The organism is Simonsiella muelleri ATCC 29453, from assembly GCF_002951835.1.
Taxonomy (GTDB): Bacteria; Pseudomonadota; Gammaproteobacteria; order Burkholderiales; family Neisseriaceae; genus Simonsiella; species Simonsiella muelleri.
The window spans coordinates 1,310,455-1,327,250 of the sequence record NZ_CP019448.1 but is presented as its reverse complement, the minus strand read 5'-3'; the positions used below and the strand labels follow the sequence as shown (position 1 = coordinate 1,327,250).

The window sequence follows — 16,796 nt, the reverse complement described above, 5'->3', positions numbered from 1 at the left end:
GATTTTTAAGTTTAAACGACTATAACACACATTATGCAACCGACTGAATAGACCAATTAATTTCTTCGCCAGCACACATTGGCACGACTTCACTCTCACCAAATTGCACGCTTTCGGGAATTTTTTGCGCTTGCTTAATCAACGTCATTTTACGCGTATTTTCAGGCAATCCATAGAAACGCGCTCCATTCTGGCTAGCAAATGCTTCCAATTTATCCAACGCGCCAGCTTGTTCAAAAATTTGCGCATACAATTCAATCGCTGTCATCGCACTGAACATTCCCGCACAACCACAAGCATTTTCTTTGGCGTGTTTAGGATGTGGCGCAGAATCCGTACCTAAGAAAAATTTATGTGATTTTTCACCCATTACCGCACGGATTAAAGCTTGGCGATGCGATTCACGCTTAATAATCGGTAAGCAATAAAAATGCGGACGAACACCTCCAACCAGCAGATGATTGCGGTTATACATTAAATGCTGTGGTGTTACAGTAGCGGCGACATTATCACCCGATTCACATACAAGCTTAGCAGCTTCAGCAGTGGTAATGTGCTCAAAAACCACTTTTAAATTAGGAAGTTGATTTAAAATTGGTTTCATGATTTTGTCAATAAACACTGCTTCACGGTCAAAAATATCCACATCAGCATCGGTTACTTCGCCATGCGTCAAAAATAAAATGCCTTGTTTTGCCATTTCTTCCAATACTGGCAATAAGTTAAATAAATTCGTTACACCACTATCCGAATTGGTTGTCGCACCAGCAGGATACAATTTGAACGCAACAATACCAGCCGCTTTGGCTTCACGTACCATTTCGGGCGTGGTTTTATCAGTTAAATACAAGCACATCAGCGGTTCAAATGCACAACCAGCAGGTATGGCAGCCTGAATTTGTCGTTTATATGCTAATGCTTGCGCCACTGTGGTAATTGGGGGTTTCAAATTGGGCATAATCAATGCTCGCCCCATTTGTTTGGCGGTGTACGGCACAACCGATTGCAGGGCATCTCCATCACGGACATGCAGATGAAAATCATCAGGTTGAATAATGGTTAAAGTTTGCATAATTAAATCCTTAAAAATATTTTCAGGCTGCCTGAAAGAAATGCGCGTCCGGCGAAACAAATTAAAAAATTATTTATGCTTGATTATTAAAGTGAAAATACCATCTTCGGTATTATTTTCCAATAATTCATGTCCTGTGTGTTTGCAAAATGCGGCAAAGTCTTCGGGCGCGCCTGCATCGGTTGCCAATACGGTAATGATGTCGCCACTTGCCATGTTTGCTAATGCTTTTTTGGTGCGCAAAATGGGGAGGGGACATTTTAAACCTTGTAAATCAAGTGTGATTTTATTCATAAATCAGTCCTTTGCATACATATTATTGATGTATATCAATCATTCATTTTGATGAAAATCAAGAATATTTTGACAATACCCTTGCAAATTTGGTTTAATATTGACTACGTGTTTACTGCGATTTTATTTTATCTACAAGCGTTTTTAGAAAGTTTTACAGATTATGAGCAGATTTCCCAAAGCGATAGATATTCTTTCACAAATTCAAGAGTTAGAAGGCGCCATTATTTTCAATTTCTCCACAAAAGAAATTTTAGGTAAAATTACTCGCGAAATCGATTTGACAGCCGTGGTGGACATTTTATCAACGACCGTAAAACACCATCAGAATCTCATCTGTGAATTGGAACTACTTGATATGATTGAACAAACACTAATCACATCAAATAGCTATTATCACATAACTTATATTGTGCCACAATTTGACAATGTGGCAGTTCATGCGGTTGTGTCGCGTTATACGATGTTGCCGTATACCATTAAAATGCTTGAAGATGCGGTATACTCGATGCGTTAATTGCAATGAATTCAAGCAACCCAAAAAGATGTTCATTTTGAAGTGAACATCTTTTTTATTTGTGTAAAAATTGATATTTCAAATACATACCCAACCCATACAATATCACACCGCCTCCACCTGATAACAAGAAAATTTTGCCTTTTTTTCGCGCATTTGGGCAAACCCAATACACCGCCAAACTGAAACTAAAAAATAAAGCCACAGCTACCCACAACATTTTTGAGTGATTGGTGTATTTATCCAGCGAATAGGTTTCGGTAAGCATGATATACATTTGAAAAATAATCGCAAATGTTATCAATACAATACCACTTAATAAGCACAACAACGCCCAATCCAATGAAGTCATCATGAAATCCCTAATAAAACAATATTCAGGCAGCCCGAAATATTATTCGCTGAACGCGTTATTCTTTCAGGCTGCCTGAAAAATTATTGATGATATTGGCGCGATAATTCGTGAACTGTGTCAATTAAAATCTTGGCGTGTTCGGGATTAGCGTGCTGATTGATACCGTGTCCTAAATTAAAAACGTGTCCTGTGCCTGCGCCATAATCTGCCAAAATTTGCGCGGCTTCCGCACGAATGCGCTCAGGTGTGCCGAATAATGCAAACGGATCAAAATTGCCTTGCAATGCCACTTTGTCGCCAACGCGCTGACGAGCTTGCGCAATGCTGGTTGTCCAATCCAAACCCAATGCGTCCGCGCCACATTCTGCCATTTGCTCCAACCATTGACCGCCTCCCTTGGTAAACACAATCACAGGTACACGTCTTCCATCATATTCACGAGTTAACCCATTGATAATTTGTTGAATATAGCGCAAACTAAACTCCTGAAACGCCGCATGACTCAACACGCCACCCCAAGTGTCAAAAATTTGTACTGCTTGTGCACCATGTTGAATTTGTGTGTTTAAATAATCTGTTACGGCTTGCGCATTAATCGACAAAATTTTGTGTAGCAAATCGGGGCGGCTGTACATCATGGTTTTAATCAAACGAAATTCTTTGCTGCCACCGCCTTCCACCATGTAACACGCCAACGTGAAAGGGCTGCCTGAAAAGCCAATTAATGGCACACGACCATTCAACGCTTTACGAATAGAACTAACTGCATCAAATACATAGTGCAATTTTGACATATCGGGTACGCGCAACGCATTTACATCGGCTTCAGTTTGAACAGGGCGAGTAAATTTTGGGCCTTCGCCTGTTTCAAAATACAAACCCAAACCCATTGCATCGGGTACGGTTAAAATATCAGAAAATAAAATTGCCGCATCTAAATCAAAGCGTTCCAGTGGTTGAATGGTTACTTCAGTAGCAAAATCAGTGTTTTTGCACAAATCCATAAAACCGCCAGCTTGAGCGCGAGTAGCACGGTATTCAGGTAAATAGCGACCTGCTTGGCGCATCATCCAAATAGGCGTATATTCAACGGGTTGACGCAATAGAGCGCGGAGAAAAGTATCGTTTTGCAATGGTGTCATGATGATTTACCATAAAAATAAAAAATAAAAACAAGGCAGATTATAAAGGACTACGCGTCCAATGAAACAAATTCATTTAAATTAATCAAATAAAATGGGAATCACTTTGGCATTTAAATTATTTTAATATACAAAATCAATAATTTGACTGGTAATTTTTTCTAATTACACACTTTATCCACTTAATAGAAATTTTTATTTCGCTAATTCACGCGCACAAAACCGCAACGCCGCTTCATAACCATATGTCCCCAGTCCAACAATCACGCCCGCCGCCTTGTCCGACAAATACGAATGATGACGGAATGTTTCGCGTGCATGAACATTGGAAATATGCACCTCCACAAACGGAATCGCCACTCCAGTCAACGCATCTCGAATCGCCACACTGGTGTGGGTAAATGCGCCAGCGTTGATGATAATCCAGTCGGTGTTACCGCGTGCTGCCTGAATGCAATCTACGATTGCACCTTCGTAATTGCTTTGAAAATGCGCAACTTTAATGCCCAATTCTGCGCCAATTTTGTCCAAATGTATGCTCACATCTGCCAACGTTTGTGCGCCGTAAATGTGGGGTTCACGTGTGCCGAGCAGGTTTAAATTTACGCCATTGATGACCAAAATTTGTTTCATGATGGACTTCTCCGTTAAAAAGTGTAAAGTACGCGCATTGTAAACCAAAAAAGCCAACGCAGTAAGCGCATGAATTGAACATAGGTTTTTAGATAAATTGAATCCTATGTCATGATAATTTAAGGTGATATTAAGGGGAGATTACGCCATTCTCAACACCCAATTAACCCAGCAAATTGAGTAATTGGGTGTTGAATTTGTTGATTCAGTAAACAGCAAAAATTATGCGATAAAATTTTCCGAATAAAACGGTTAGATTGGTGAAACAGATTTTTTGTACGAACTATTTCCATGTTAAATCTCTCTGTTAATTGACCAATAACTGTTTCAATCATACGGCGACTATTTTTTAGCCATTTGAGAAATTGAGGACTTCTGTCATCTTTCATATTGCTACGATAAGGTGTTTGTAAATTAATATGGCTTTGTTTCATTTCATCTTTTAATTCAGAACTTAAATACCCTTTGTCCGCACCAACAAACCCTGTTTTGCCTTCTAAAAGTTCAGGTAATACCTGCCGTTCATCAACATTGGCAGCTGTAAAAGTAAAGGCTTTAATCATACCTGAGCGAGTAATCAAAAGATGACCTTTAAAACCATAATAGGTCTCTTTTTTGGAAGCGCAATAACCGAACGTCGCATATGCACGAAAATTTTGATGGCGTTTAGCTCGGGCAAATTTACAGACTGCAATAGGAAAGGCATCTGCATAATACTCTGTTTGCTCACACCAATTTGCAGTGATTTTTTGATGCATTTGTTGTTTAACCCAATACAAATTGGCACATTGTTTGGCAAAATTAGGGTAAGAGCCTAAATTGGGAAACCAATTTTGCCAATGTTGTTTGAAATATTGCCAAATTTTTTTATCGGTATCCATACCGAGAAATTCGCCAACAATTTCCATACAAATCAGTTCACAATCTGAAAGTTTGGGTGCAAAGCCACCTTGTCTTAATGGTTTTTGAACGAGCTGATTGTATAAAGCATCTACCATTAGATACGTTTTAATGATAAATTCGTCTTGGGGCATAACTGTCTCTCTTTCGGATTATCTTGACGGGTATCTTTAAGAGTGGGGTTATGCCCCTTTTTATTCAATTGCCATATCTTAATTTAGATAGAGTTGAGAATGGCGTGGAGATTGGTAATTTTTATATTGAAATAATGAATGACCACTCCCCCCCCCCCTAATACACCATCACATCAATTCAGTGGAGCGTCTTCGCATTTTTCAGGCTGCCTGAAAAGAAATAGTGCTGATTTATGGGTTTGGACGTGCTAAAAATAATTGATATGCAGCATTATCGGTTTGTTCTTCGTAGGTGTAGCCGAGTTCGTCCAGAAATTGATTAAATGAATCAGCATCTTCATTTGGTACATCAATTCCCACCAAAATTCGCCCATAATCCGCCCCATGATTGCGATAATGAAATAACGTGATGTTCCAATCGGTCTGCATAGCGTTCAGAAATTGTGCCAATGCTTTTGGGCGTTCTGGGAATTCAAAACTAATTAAGCGTTCATTTTGGACTTTGTGTGTGCGTCCGCCGACCATATAGCGCAAATGCACTTTTGCCATTTCATCGTTACTCAAATCAATATTCGGTAACAATGCTGCCTGAAAATCAGTGCGAATTTTTTCACGGTCATTTACACCAGCCGTTTGAAGTCCCACAAAAATATGCGCCACGTCATCATCGCCATAACGGTAATTAAATTCGGTGATGCTGCGCGAACCCACCACATTTACAAATTCGCGAAAACTGCCTGCGCGTTCAGGAATGGACACCGCAAAAATGGCTTCATTGCTTTCGCTCAATTCGCTGCGTTCGGACACATGACGCAAGCGGTGGAAATTCATGTTTGCACCAGAATTCACCGCAATCAATGTTTCATCAACGAGGTGATTGCGTGCCACATACGCTTTCAAACCAGCCAATGCCAATGCGCCAGCAGGTTCGCAAATGCTGCGTGTGTCATCAAAAATGTCTTTGAGTGCGCTGCAAATCGCATCTGTGTCTACGGTGATGATTTCGTCCAATAAATCACGACACATACGGAAAGTTTCTTCGCCGACCAATTTCACGGCTGTCCCATCTGAAAATAAACCCACGTCTTTCAAAGCAATGCGCTCATTGGCAGCAATAGAAATTTTCATTGCACAGCTGTCATTGGTTTGCACGCCAATCACCTTAATATCGGGACGAACCTGTTTAATAAATGCCGCCACGCCAGCTGCTAATCCGCCCCCACCAATTGCCACAAACACCGCATGAATTGGCTTAGCGTGTTGGCGCACAATTTCCATGCCAATTGTGCCTTGTCCTGCAATCACATCGGGGTCATCAAATGGAGGAATATAGGTTAATCCACTTTCTGCCACCAATTTCATTGCATAATCATAAGCGTCGTTATACGAAACGCCCGCTAACACCACATTTCCTCCCCGTGCTTTAACGGCATCAATTTTGATTTTGGGTGTGGTTTCGGGCATAACAATGGTGGCTTGACAACCTAATTTTTGTGCAGACAAAGCCACGCCTTGTGCGTGATTGCCTGCGCTGGCAGTAATCACACCTTTTTTCAATAAATCTTCAGGCAGCCTAGCCATTTTGTTGTACGCACCGCGTAATTTAAATGAAAACACAGGTTGCAAATCTTCGCGTTTTAAATAAATTTTGTTTTGCAGACGGCGCGACAAATTGGCAGCAAAATCCAATGGCGTTTCCACCGCGACATCGTAAACCGAAGCAGTCAAAATACGCGTCAAATAATCGTGATATTCAGGGTAGAGATTAATAGACATAATCAAATCAGCATGGTTGTCAAAAACAAACAGTTTAGGCGTAACAGGCGTTTATGGCAAGGGACGGAGTGCTTAGCGAATAAATTGACACCAGCATTTTTCAGGCAGCCTGAAAAATAAAGGACAGAGTACTGAATACGTTATCCTGAAACATTCGCGCAACACATTAGTTGTAAATTTCGCCTTTATGATGGAAGTTCGTTATAATTGCAGCATTTTTCTGTTTTCAGGCTGCCTGAAAATGATTTTTTGAATAAATTGAAATTTTTACATAATGAAAATTCATCTAACCACCATATTGTTGGCAAGCGTGTTAACTGCTCACGCCGCGCCCACCCAATCTATCCCCCAAAATAATCCGCCTAAAGCTGCATCTAGCATATCCGTCGCAGCGAGTATGCCTGTTGCCAGTGCGTCTGCGCCCATTGGTGTGATTGATGCGCCAACCATTGCTGCAACCGCTTATTTGGTTAAAGATTTACAAAGTAATCAAATTCTTGCATCAAAAGATATTGACAAATCCATTGAGCCTGCATCTTTGACTAAGGTAATGACTGCCTACATCGTGTTTAAAAATCTTAACGAGGGCAAGCTCAAACCCGAACAAATGCTAAAAGTGTCCGAAAAAGCGTGGAAAGTAGAAGGTTCGCGTATGTTTTTGGAAATGAAAAAGCCCGTTAGCGTAGCGGATTTAATCAAAGGTTTGATTGTGCATTCGGGCAATGATGCAGCGATTACGTTGGCGGAAGGTTTATCGGGCAGCGAAGCCAAATTTGTGGATTTGATGAATGCGGAAGCCAAACGCTTAGGCATGAACCAAACGCATTTTGAAAATACCACAGGTTTGCCCAGCCCCAAACATTTGACCACTGTACAGGATTTGATGACATTATCTGACGCGATTATTCACGATTTTCCTGATTATTATAAAATTTATTCATTGAAAGAATTTACCTACAACGGCATCAAACAACCCAATCGCAATTTATTGCTCTTCCGTGACCCAAGCGTAGATGGCATGAAAACAGGGCATACCAGCAGTGCAGGTTACAATCTCATCGCCTCCAGTAAACGCAATGGTCGCCGTGTGGTGTCGATTGTCGTAGGCACAGCCAGCCAAGAAGCACGCGCCACCGAAAGCAGTAAATTATTAAATTTCGCATTACAAAATTTTGATACGCCCAAAATGTATCAAGCAGGACAATCAGTTGCGCGAATCAAAGTGTTTAAAGGAGCAAGTCCTGATGTGCCAATTGGTTTCTTGAACGACACATTCATGACATTGCCACATGAACACAACAAAGACATCACGCCACTTTTAGAAACGCGCCAACCTGTTCTTGCGCCGATTAAAAAAGGCACAGAAATGGGGACAATTAAATTCATGTATCAAAATCATGTGTTGGCAGAGAAAAAAGTGTACGCGCTGCAAGAGGTGGCGGAAGCGGGTTTTCTCGGTAAAATGTGGGACGGTGTAACACTTTGGTTTAACCAAATTTTTGCCAGTTAATTCTTTTCAGGCTGCCTAGATTTTTAGGCAGCCTGAAAACTTCACTATTTAACAAATAAGAAGGTTTTTCAATTATGATGATTCACCCAAATTTTGACCCTGTTGCAGTGCATTTGGGACCATTGGCGATTCGTTGGTACGCATTGAGCTATATTGTGGGTTTTGCGTTGTTTATTTGGTTGGGACGCAGACGTATTAAACAAGGTAATACATTGTTTACCAATGAATTATTAGATGATTTGCTGACTTGGGGCGTGGTTGGCGTGATTTTGGGTGGGCGAATAGGTTATGTGCTGTTTTACAAATTCGCCGAATATGCAGCCAACCCATTGTCTGCCTTTAAAATTTGGGAAGGTGGAATGTCGTTTCACGGTGGTTTTTTGGGGGCGGTATTGGCGGCATTTTTATTTAGCAAAAAGCACCGTTTGGGTTTTGTGAAAACGCTGGATTTTATCGCGCCGTTGGTGGCAACGGGTTTGGCATCGGGACGAATTGGCAATTTTATTAATGGCGAATTGTGGGGACGCATCACCGACCCGAGCCATTTTTGGGCAATGGGTTTTCCGCAAGCCTCACATGCTGACCAATACTTGGTGCAAATTAATCCACAATACGCACAATGGTTTACGCAATATGGTATGTTACCAAGACATCCATCTCAATTGTATCAATTTGCGTTGGAAGGTTTGTGTTTATTTGCGATTGTGTGGATTTTTTCCAAGAAACCGCGTCCGACTGGGCAAGTGGCATCGTTATTTTTAGCGGGATATGGGTTGTTCCGTTTTGTGGCAGAATTTGCGCGCCAGCCTGACGAACATTTGGGATTGCTGACATTGGGTATGTCCATGGGGCAATGGTTGAGCCTGCCGATGCTGGTGTTGGGCGTGATGAGTTTTGTGTATTGTGGCAAACGCAATCGCGTCATCTGAAAATAACGAATTTGCCAATAAACGGGCAGCCTGAAAACAAAATAATCGTTTTCAGGCTGAAACCTTTGCAAAACCCCAAAACAATTCATTTGTTTTGAGGTTTTCACTATTTCAACACAAACACAACAAAATCAAGCAAAATAATCACACCAATCTCACTATAACAGCCCATTTTCAGGCTGCCTTATGCCCTTTCAGGCAGCAATCGGCGCAACAAGCCTTAACTTGTTTGCCGCTTTGAGCAAATTCAAACAAATCACTTTCAAACCCATTTGCCCTTTGACCTTTTCTAGCCCAAAATAACTCGCACGCTTACATCTAAATATACGATGCAAAATGGCAAAACTCTGTTCTACACGATAACGGATTTTCGCCAACTCCTTATTGCGCTCAATATCTTCACGCATCAAAGGTTTCTTGCGATGTGCTTTACGCATAATACCGTCTACTAATTGATTTTTCTCCAAAAATTCGCGATTGGATTGACTGTCGTAACCTTTATCCGCGTACACTTTGACACCCTGTTCAACCTTGTCCAACACGGTTTCTAAATTGTTCACATCAGATGCATTCGCTGGCGTAACGTGAATTTGCTCAATAAACCCCTCTTCATCGGTACGTGCATGAAGTTTGTAGCCCAAATACCAATGCTTGCTTTTGATTGTCCATCTTGCGTCTTTGTCTTTACTGGCGGGGGTTTGGATCACTTCTTCGTTCTCATTGATTTCAATGGATTTTTTAAGTTTTCCACCTGCAGTTTGAATAATGGTCGCGTCCACAATCGCCGTTTGCGCTTTTTCTACTTTGAGTTGATTGTGGGCCAGTTGTTGGTTGATTTGTTGATAAAGTTCATCTGCCAAACCTTCTTTAATCAACCAATTACGAAAGCGGTTGAGTGTGCTGTGGTCGGGTAGATTCATTTCATCTGGAAATTGGCAAAAAATGATGAAATCTAAACGCGTAACCAAACTGCGTTCCAATTCTGGGTCGGACAAACTCTATGCCATTGTCCGAGCAAAATGGCGCGGAACATCGGTAGTAACGGATAAGCAGGACGACCGCCGTTGTTGCGTACATAGTGTACTTTATGGTTGGCGAGCGTTTGTTCAATGGCTTGCCAATCCAGAAGTTGGGTGATTTTAAGTAATGGAAAACGGTCTGTGTATTGGTTCAGTAGGGTTTGGGCGGTGTGATAGAAAAAGCTGGACATGGAAAAATCCTCTAAATTCTTAGTAACAGAAATTTAGCGGATTTTTTGGGGTTTTGCAAAGGTTTCAGGCTGCCAATGGGCTGATATACCTAGTTATTTTGGTAAAGCAAACAGCCTTTACCAAAGTTTCAATCGCTGGTCTAAACGCGGTATTTTTACCCGATTATTCAAACATTTCAAACATTTGGTAGATACACCCGATATGGAATGGGTCTTTATGGACGGTAGCCATATCCGCGTTCATCAACACGGTATGGGTAAACAATCCATTACGCATCAAGCTGTTGGTAAGAGTATCGGTGGTCATACGTCTAAAATTCATTTAGCGGTTGATGCTTGTGGTAATCCAATTGAATTTATCATTACAGCTGGTAATGTAAATGATATTGTTGTTGCGCCTGATTTATTGGCACAATTGGATTTAAGTGATAATGAAACCGTGTGTGCTGATAGGGGTTTTGACAGTGATACTTTTCGTCGGTTAATTCAGTCTAAACAAAATAAAGCCAATATTCCATATAAGAAAAATAGAGAACATCTTAATGTGGACACAGATTGGTATTTATATAAAATCAGGCACTTGGTAGAAAACGCTTTTGCACGATTAAAGCATTTTCGTGCGCTGGCAACACGGTACGATAAATTAAAACGTAATTATGAAAGTACCGTGTCATTAGCTTGTGCTTTGATTTGGTTGAAATTATAGCTAAAATGTCATTAGCCCCTTGCACGATTTGAGATGTTTTAAATTTAACTATTTGATTTTTTTTAGGATATTTGGTTATGGTTATAACCCTGCATCGGAGCAAGAACAATATAACTGTTTCTTTTGTTTTTATTTGGTTTTTCTTGTTTTTGCACTTTGTTTTTTTACTTGTATTTATTTAGAATCTGAGACCTTTGCAAAACCCCTAAATTTACAAATTTAAAAAAATAACCAATTGAAACTTTAGGAATTTATTTTTTATAATTATCAAAAAAATGAGGTTTTGCAAAGGTTTCAGGCTGCCTGAATCGTGTACGTCAAAAATAGGATTTACCACATTGTACCAAAACGCAAAGACGCGCGCGGCCATCCATACAATTCTTCGTAAATGCGGCGACGTTGTTGATTAATGCTTTCTTTTTTCTCTTGTTGCGACAATGGGAAACGATCAGCAATCAAAATTTCACGCCCCACATCTTGCAGATTGCGATGCCCCGTAAATGCCATAGACAAATCCATTTCATTGTACAAAATCTCCAGCGCACGACGAACGCCGTCTTCGCCATATGCACCCAAACCGTACAAAAATGCTCGTCCCGTCATCATGCCACGCGCACCCAATGCCCACGCTTTGAGCATATCTTGACCACTGCGAATGCCACTGTCCAGCCATACTTGTACTTTATTTCCCACTGCGCTAACAATATCTGGCAAAGCTTGAATAGACGATAATGCACCATCTAATTGACGACCACCATGATTGGAAACCACAACCGCGTCAACACCATATTGTGCCGCTTTTTGTGCATCTTCGGGGTCTAAAATGCCTTTCAAAATCAGCTTTCCGCCCCATAAATCTTTAATACGCGCCACATCTTCCCAGCTTAAAGTCTGGTCAAATTGCTGCGCCGTCCATTTCATTAACGATGACGCATCGGTAACGTATTTAGCATGCCCCATAATGTTGCCAAAGGTACGGCGGTCGGTGTTAAGCATTTTCATACACCATTCAGGTTTAATTGCCAAATTCAACAAATTGGGTAATGTCGGTTTGATGGGGGCAGTTAAACCGTTTTTAATGTCGCGATGGCGTTGTCCTAAAATTTGCAAATCCGCCGTCAAAACCAACGCTGAACAATTGGCTTTTTTTGCACGTTGAATTAAATCCGCCATAAATTCACGGTCGCGCATCACATACAATTGAAACCAAAATGGTGAACTGGTGTTGTTGGCAACGTCTTCAATAGAAGCAATAGACATAGTGGACAGCGTGTAAGGCACACCGAATTTTTCAGCAGCACGCGCCACCAAAATTTCGCCATCAGCACAAACCATGCCCGTTAAGCCAGTGGGCGCAATCGCAAGCGGCATGGTGTATTCTTCGCCTAATAGTTTGCTTTTCAGGCTGCGGTTTTCCATGTTCACCAAAACCTTTTGGCGCAATTTGATGGGGGTAAAATCGTTTCTGTTATCGCGTAAAGTGGTTTCTGTCCACGAGCCTGATTCCACATAATCAAAAAACATTTTGGGGACTTTGCGTTTGGCTACTTGGCGCAAGTCTTCAATACAGGTCATTTGGTTCAAATCTTGTCTCATGGCAAACTTTCTTGTAGAAATTTGGGAATTAATCAATAACTCGCTATTATCCTATACTTGTTTATTTTATGCCACTTTCAAATCAAAAATGCGTTACAAATCATCAAAAATGATGTTTTTTTGTCGGATTATTTTTTCAAGTAGAAGCCAAACTCAATCAATCAATTAATCGGATTATCTTTCAGGTCGTCTCAAAAATAGGCTTTTATTGAAAAAATCGTTACAATATCACATTCCCTTTTCAGGCAGCCTGAAAATTTTTTTTGTCGTATTATTATCGTATTATTAAAGGCTGCCTGAACAATTCTTCATTCCATTCATTCCAAGGAATCCGACCATGTTTCAATTTGCACACCCCGAACAAAGTGAATTGCGTCAAGCTATTACAATGGCATATCGTTGCGATGAAATTCAAGCCGTTCAAAATTTGCTGCCACAAGCACAGTTAAGCGAATCCGAACAAACCGCCGCCCACGAATTAGCCAAACGACTGGTTACGCAAGTGCGCGAAAATCGCAAAAAAGCCAATGGCGTAGACGCGTTGATGCATGAATTTTCGTTATCCAGCGAAGAAGGCGTGGCGTTGATGTGTTTGGCGGAAGCCTTGTTACGCGTACCCGATGCCGCTACTCGCGACAAATTGATTCAAGATAAATTAGCACAAGGCGATTGGCAAAGCCACTTGGGTAACAGCCCATCTTTATTTGTGAATGCGGCTGCGTGGGGGTTGCTGATTACAGGAAAATTAACCACTACCGATACCGAAAAACTTTCAGGCAGCCTGAGCCGTATTTTGAATCGTGGCGGTGCGCCGTTGATTCGTGCAGGCGTGGACTATGGCATGAAAATGCTGGGTAAACAATTTGTTACAGGTCAAACCATTGACGAAGCGCTGCAAAATGGCAAAGAACGCGAAAAAATGGGTTATCGCTATTCGTTTGATATGTTGGGCGAAGCAGCGATGACCGCAGCCGATGCAGAGCGTTATTATCAAGATTATGTCAATGCGATTCACGCCATTGGCAAAGATGCTGGCAATGCTGGCGTGTACGATGGCAACGGCATTTCAGTTAAATTATCAGCGATTCATCCACGCTACAGCCGCGCTCAACACGAACGCGTAATGACAGAATTATTGCCTAAACTCAAGCAGTTATTTATTTTAGCCAAACAATACAATATCGGTTTAAATATTGATGCAGAAGAAGCCAATCGTTTGGAATTGTCATTGGATTTGATGGAAAAATTGGTGTCCGACCCTGATTTGGCTGGATTTAATGGTATTGGTTTTGTGGTGCAGGCGTATCAAAAACGTTGTCCATATGTCATTGATTATTTAATTCACCTAGCGCGTAAAAATCAACAAAAACTCATGATTCGCTTGGTTAAAGGCGCATATTGGGACAGCGAAATCAAATGGGCGCAAGTTGATGGCATGAGTGGCTATCCCGTTTACACACGCAAAGTTCATACTGATATTTCCTATTTGGCTTGTGCAAGAAAATTATTGGACGCACAAGACGCCATTTTCCCACAATTTGCCACCCACAACGCCTACACGCTCGCCGCCATCTACCAAATGGGCAAAGGCAAAGAATTTGAACACCAATGCTTACACGGCATGGGCGAGACCTTGTATGACCAAGTGGTTGGCGAACAAAATTTAGGCAGACGTGTACGCGTGTATGCACCTGTTGGCACACACGAAACATTATTGGCGTATTTGGTACGCCGTTTGTTGGAAAATGGCGCAAATACTTCATTTGTCAATCAAATTGTAGATGAAAACATCAGCATTGAAGATTTGATTCGCAGTCCATTTGACACCCTTGCCGCCGATGGGATTCATCAACACAGTGCGTTGTCTTTACCTGTGAATTTGTATGGCGACTCGCGTTTGAATTCACGCGGTGTCGATTTATCCAATGAGATAGTATTACAAAATTTACAACACGCCATGAATAACGCAGCTTTATCGAATTCGTTTCAGGCAGCCTCGTTGATTAATGGCAATTCGTGTGAATCCGCCACTTCACATCCTGTATTGAATCCTGCTAATCATGATGATGTGGTTGGTAACGTGTCATTTGCCAGCGTGAATTTGGCGAAAGAAGCCATTGATATTGCTACCAAAGCACAAGAAAAATGGGCAAATACGTCTGCTGCCGAACGTTCAGGCTGCCTGAAAAAATTTGCCAACTTAATGGAACGCGATATGCCTACTTTGATGATGTTGGCGGTACGCGAAGCAGGAAAAACTCTGAATAATGCCATCGCCGAAGTTCGTGAAGCGATTGATTTTGCACGTTATTATGCACACGAATGCGAAACCACGCTGCCTGAAAAAGCCAAAGGTGCAGGCGTGATGGTGGCAATTAGCCCATGGAATTTCCCGTTGGCGATTTTTGTCGGCGAGGTAACAGCGGCGTTGGCGGCTGGTAATGCAGTGGTAGCCAAACCTGCCGAGCAAACCAGTTTGATTGCACACTTCGCAGTAAAATTACTGCATGAAGCAGGTATTCCGACTGATGTATTACAATTGGTTTTGGGTGCTGGTGATGTGGGAGCGGCTTTGACACAAGATGCACGCATTAGTGGTGTGATTTTCACAGGTTCAACCGAAGTGGCGCGACTGATTAACCAGACTCTGGCAAAACGTCAAGATTATCCTGTGCTTATCGCCGAAACTGGCGGACAAAATGCCATGATTGTGGACAGCACCGCGCTGCCTGAACAAGTGGTGGCGGATGTGTTAAATTCGGCGTTTGATAGCGCAGGGCAACGTTGTTCGGCGTTGCGCGTACTGTGCGTGCAAGAAGACATCGCAGACAAATTAATTGACATGATTAAAGGCGCAATGAATGAATTGCGTGTGGGCGATACGTCTGATTTGGCAGTGGATGTGGGGGCGGTTATTGACCAAGAAGCCAAAGATAATTTATTGAATCATATTAATAAAATGAAATCCATTGCATTGTCGCACCATGAAATCAGGCTGCCTGAAAACCAAGGCACGTTTGTTGCGCCAATTATGTTTGAGTTGAATAATTTGTATGATTTAAAACGTGAAGTTTTCGGGCCAGTATTACACGTTATTCGCTATCGCGCCAATGAGTTAGACGATTTGATTGACCGCATCAACGAAAAAGGCTACGCGCTAACACATGGCATTCACAGTCGCATTGACCACACTGTCAAACACATTCGCAGCCGCATTGAAGCGGGCAATGTGTACGTGAATCGTAATATTGTCGGCGCGGTAGTGGGTGTACAACCATTTGGCGGACATGGCTTGTCTGGCACAGGTCCGAAAGCTGGCGGTTCGTTTTATTTGCAGCGTTTGAGTCGTTTGACGCGTTGGGCATTACCCAAATTAACCCAATTAGGCACAGCAGACGAAACCGCATTAAGCAAAATTCAGGCAGCCTTACACGATTTGGACGTGTCGGCAGATGTAAAATTGTCGCTGGCTGGCAAATTGGGGCAAGCGCGTGTTTATACATTGCGAGACGCAGAAATGCTGTTGCCAAGCTGCACAGGCGAGCGCAATACATTGCGTTGGCATGCACCTAAACAAGTGGCGTTATATGGTGGACATGTGGCAAATGCGTTTGCAGCGTTGATTGAATTGGCGGCGGCTGGTGTGCAAGTGGTGGTGGCGGCGGATTCGCCATTGACTGCATACCAAGCGAAATTGGGGCATATTTTGCGTGTTTCCAATCATTTAGTTGGCGAACCTCATATCCAAACGTGGGTGGCTTTGGACATTTTGTCAAGCGAATTGAGTCAACAATTGGCACAACGCGATGGAGCAATTGTCCGTGTGATTGATGCGCGTTGGGGTTTGGACATGGCGCGTGTGTACGAAGAAATTTCATGCAGCATCAACACCACTGCAGCAGGCGGTAACGCCAGCTTGATGGCAATTAGTGATAAATAATTCAATCAGTTAAATATATAACAACCATAAAAAAGCAGCCTGAAACCTTTGCAAAACCCCAAAAAATCCGCTAAATTTCTGT

General features: G+C 41.9%; 12 protein-coding genes and 2 pseudogenes. 5 read left to right on the top strand and 9 right to left on the bottom strand.

All coding sequences use genetic code 11. The features are described 5' to 3' along the window. Positions 1-31 precede the first annotated feature (31 nt). Complete coding sequence (gene pyrC, locus BWP33_RS06480; RefSeq protein WP_002642593.1) at positions 32-1,072, bottom strand: dihydroorotase; 1,041 nt, start codon at positions 1,070-1,072, stop codon at positions 32-34. A 69-nt stretch (positions 1,073-1,141) separates the two neighbouring features. Continuing rightward, on the bottom strand, positions 1,142-1,366 hold the full coding sequence (locus BWP33_RS06475; protein WP_002642594.1) for a sulfurtransferase TusA family protein: 225 nt from the start codon (positions 1,364-1,366) through the stop codon (positions 1,142-1,144). Between the two features lie 163 nt (positions 1,367-1,529). Between BWP33_RS06475 and BWP33_RS06470 the strand changes: the two genes are divergently transcribed. Further along, a complete protein-coding gene (locus BWP33_RS06470) occupies positions 1,530-1,883 on the top strand; it encodes a hypothetical protein (RefSeq protein ID WP_002642595.1) in 354 nt (117 codons plus the stop codon). Positions 1,884-1,938: 55 nt separating this feature from the next. On the opposite strand, the gene BWP33_RS06465 is transcribed toward BWP33_RS06470, so the two are convergent. From BWP33_RS06465 to ilvA, 5 genes are all read right to left on the bottom strand, one after another. Further along, positions 1,939-2,238, bottom strand: a complete 300-nt coding sequence (locus BWP33_RS06465) for a hypothetical protein (protein WP_002642596.1) — start codon at positions 2,236-2,238, stop codon at positions 1,939-1,941. Between the two features lie 80 nt (positions 2,239-2,318). After that, the gene (hemE, locus tag BWP33_RS06460) at positions 2,319-3,380 is read right to left on the bottom strand and encodes a uroporphyrinogen decarboxylase (RefSeq protein ID WP_002642597.1); all 1,062 of its coding nucleotides are present in this window, start codon (positions 3,378-3,380) and stop codon (positions 2,319-2,321) included. Between the two features lie 195 nt (positions 3,381-3,575). Further along, positions 3,576-4,013 carry a type II 3-dehydroquinate dehydratase gene (gene aroQ, locus BWP33_RS06455; protein WP_002642598.1) on the bottom strand — a complete coding sequence of 146 codons (438 nt, stop codon included), beginning with the start codon at positions 4,011-4,013 and terminating at the stop codon, positions 3,576-3,578. Positions 4,014-4,165: 152 nt separating this feature from the next. After that, entirely contained in the window at positions 4,166-5,047 is an 882-nt protein-coding gene (locus BWP33_RS06450; RefSeq protein WP_104930280.1) for an IS982 family transposase, read from the bottom strand. A 231-nt stretch (positions 5,048-5,278) separates the two neighbouring features. Next, the gene (gene ilvA, locus BWP33_RS06445) at positions 5,279-6,823 is read right to left on the bottom strand and encodes a threonine ammonia-lyase, biosynthetic (RefSeq protein ID WP_002642599.1); all 1,545 of its coding nucleotides are present in this window, start codon (positions 6,821-6,823) and stop codon (positions 5,279-5,281) included. Positions 6,824-7,097: 274 nt separating this feature from the next. Between ilvA and BWP33_RS06440 the strand changes: the two genes are divergently transcribed. Further along, positions 7,098-8,333, top strand: a complete 1,236-nt coding sequence (locus tag BWP33_RS06440; RefSeq protein ID WP_002642600.1) for a D-alanyl-D-alanine carboxypeptidase family protein — start codon at positions 7,098-7,100, stop codon at positions 8,331-8,333. A 74-nt stretch (positions 8,334-8,407) separates the two neighbouring features. Further along, entirely contained in the window at positions 8,408-9,262 is an 855-nt protein-coding gene (gene lgt / locus BWP33_RS06435) for a prolipoprotein diacylglyceryl transferase (protein ID WP_002642601.1), read from the top strand. Between the two features lie 194 nt (positions 9,263-9,456). On the opposite strand, the pseudogene BWP33_RS06430 reads toward lgt, so the two are convergent. Then, a pseudogene (locus BWP33_RS06430) lies at positions 9,457-10,472 on the bottom strand (IS5 family transposase). A 64-nt stretch (positions 10,473-10,536) separates the two neighbouring features. Between BWP33_RS06430 and BWP33_RS06425 the strand changes: the two are divergent. Further along, positions 10,537-11,178, top strand: a pseudogene (locus BWP33_RS06425) (IS5 family transposase); the annotation flags it as partial. A gap of 330 nt (positions 11,179-11,508) precedes the next feature. On the opposite strand, the gene BWP33_RS06420 reads toward BWP33_RS06425, so the two are convergent. Beyond that, positions 11,509-12,774: an alpha-hydroxy acid oxidase gene (locus BWP33_RS06420; RefSeq protein ID WP_002642605.1), complete on the bottom strand. Its 1,266-nt coding sequence runs from the start codon at positions 12,772-12,774 to the stop codon at positions 11,509-11,511. Between the two features lie 337 nt (positions 12,775-13,111). On the opposite strand from BWP33_RS06420, the gene putA reads away from it, so the two are divergent. After that, the gene (putA, locus tag BWP33_RS06415; protein WP_002642606.1) at positions 13,112-16,714 is read left to right on the top strand and encodes a bifunctional proline dehydrogenase/L-glutamate gamma-semialdehyde dehydrogenase PutA; all 3,603 of its coding nucleotides are present in this window, start codon (positions 13,112-13,114) and stop codon (positions 16,712-16,714) included. The last annotated feature ends 82 nt before the right edge of the window (positions 16,715-16,796 follow it).

Excerpts from the sequence above, each read along its gene's own strand:
- BWP33_RS06465 (WP_002642596.1), bottom strand. The coding sequence starts at position 2,238 with ATGATGACTTCATTGGATTGGGCGTTGTTGTGCTTATTAAGTGGTATT.
- ilvA (WP_002642599.1), bottom strand. The coding sequence starts at position 6,823 with ATGTCTATTAATCTCTACCCTGAATATCACGATTATTTGACGCGTATT.
- aroQ (WP_002642598.1), bottom strand. The coding sequence starts at position 4,013 with ATGAAACAAATTTTGGTCATCAATGGCGTAAATTTAAACCTGCTCGGC.
- BWP33_RS06420 (WP_002642605.1), bottom strand. The coding sequence starts at position 12,774 with ATGAGACAAGATTTGAACCAAATGACCTGTATTGAAGACTTGCGCCAA.
- BWP33_RS06470 (WP_002642595.1), top strand. The coding sequence starts at position 1,530 with ATGAGCAGATTTCCCAAAGCGATAGATATTCTTTCACAAATTCAAGAG.
- pyrC (WP_002642593.1), bottom strand. The coding sequence starts at position 1,072 with ATGCAAACTTTAACCATTATTCAACCTGATGATTTTCATCTGCATGTC.
- putA (WP_002642606.1), top strand. The coding sequence starts at position 13,112 with ATGTTTCAATTTGCACACCCCGAACAAAGTGAATTGCGTCAAGCTATT.
- BWP33_RS06440 (WP_002642600.1), top strand. The coding sequence starts at position 7,098 with ATGAAAATTCATCTAACCACCATATTGTTGGCAAGCGTGTTAACTGCT.
- BWP33_RS06450 (WP_104930280.1), bottom strand. The coding sequence starts at position 5,047 with ATGCCCCAAGACGAATTTATCATTAAAACGTATCTAATGGTAGATGCT.
- lgt (WP_002642601.1), top strand. The coding sequence starts at position 8,408 with ATGATGATTCACCCAAATTTTGACCCTGTTGCAGTGCATTTGGGACCA.
- BWP33_RS06475 (WP_002642594.1), bottom strand. The coding sequence starts at position 1,366 with ATGAATAAAATCACACTTGATTTACAAGGTTTAAAATGTCCCCTCCCC.
- hemE (WP_002642597.1), bottom strand. The coding sequence starts at position 3,380 with ATGACACCATTGCAAAACGATACTTTTCTCCGCGCTCTATTGCGTCAA.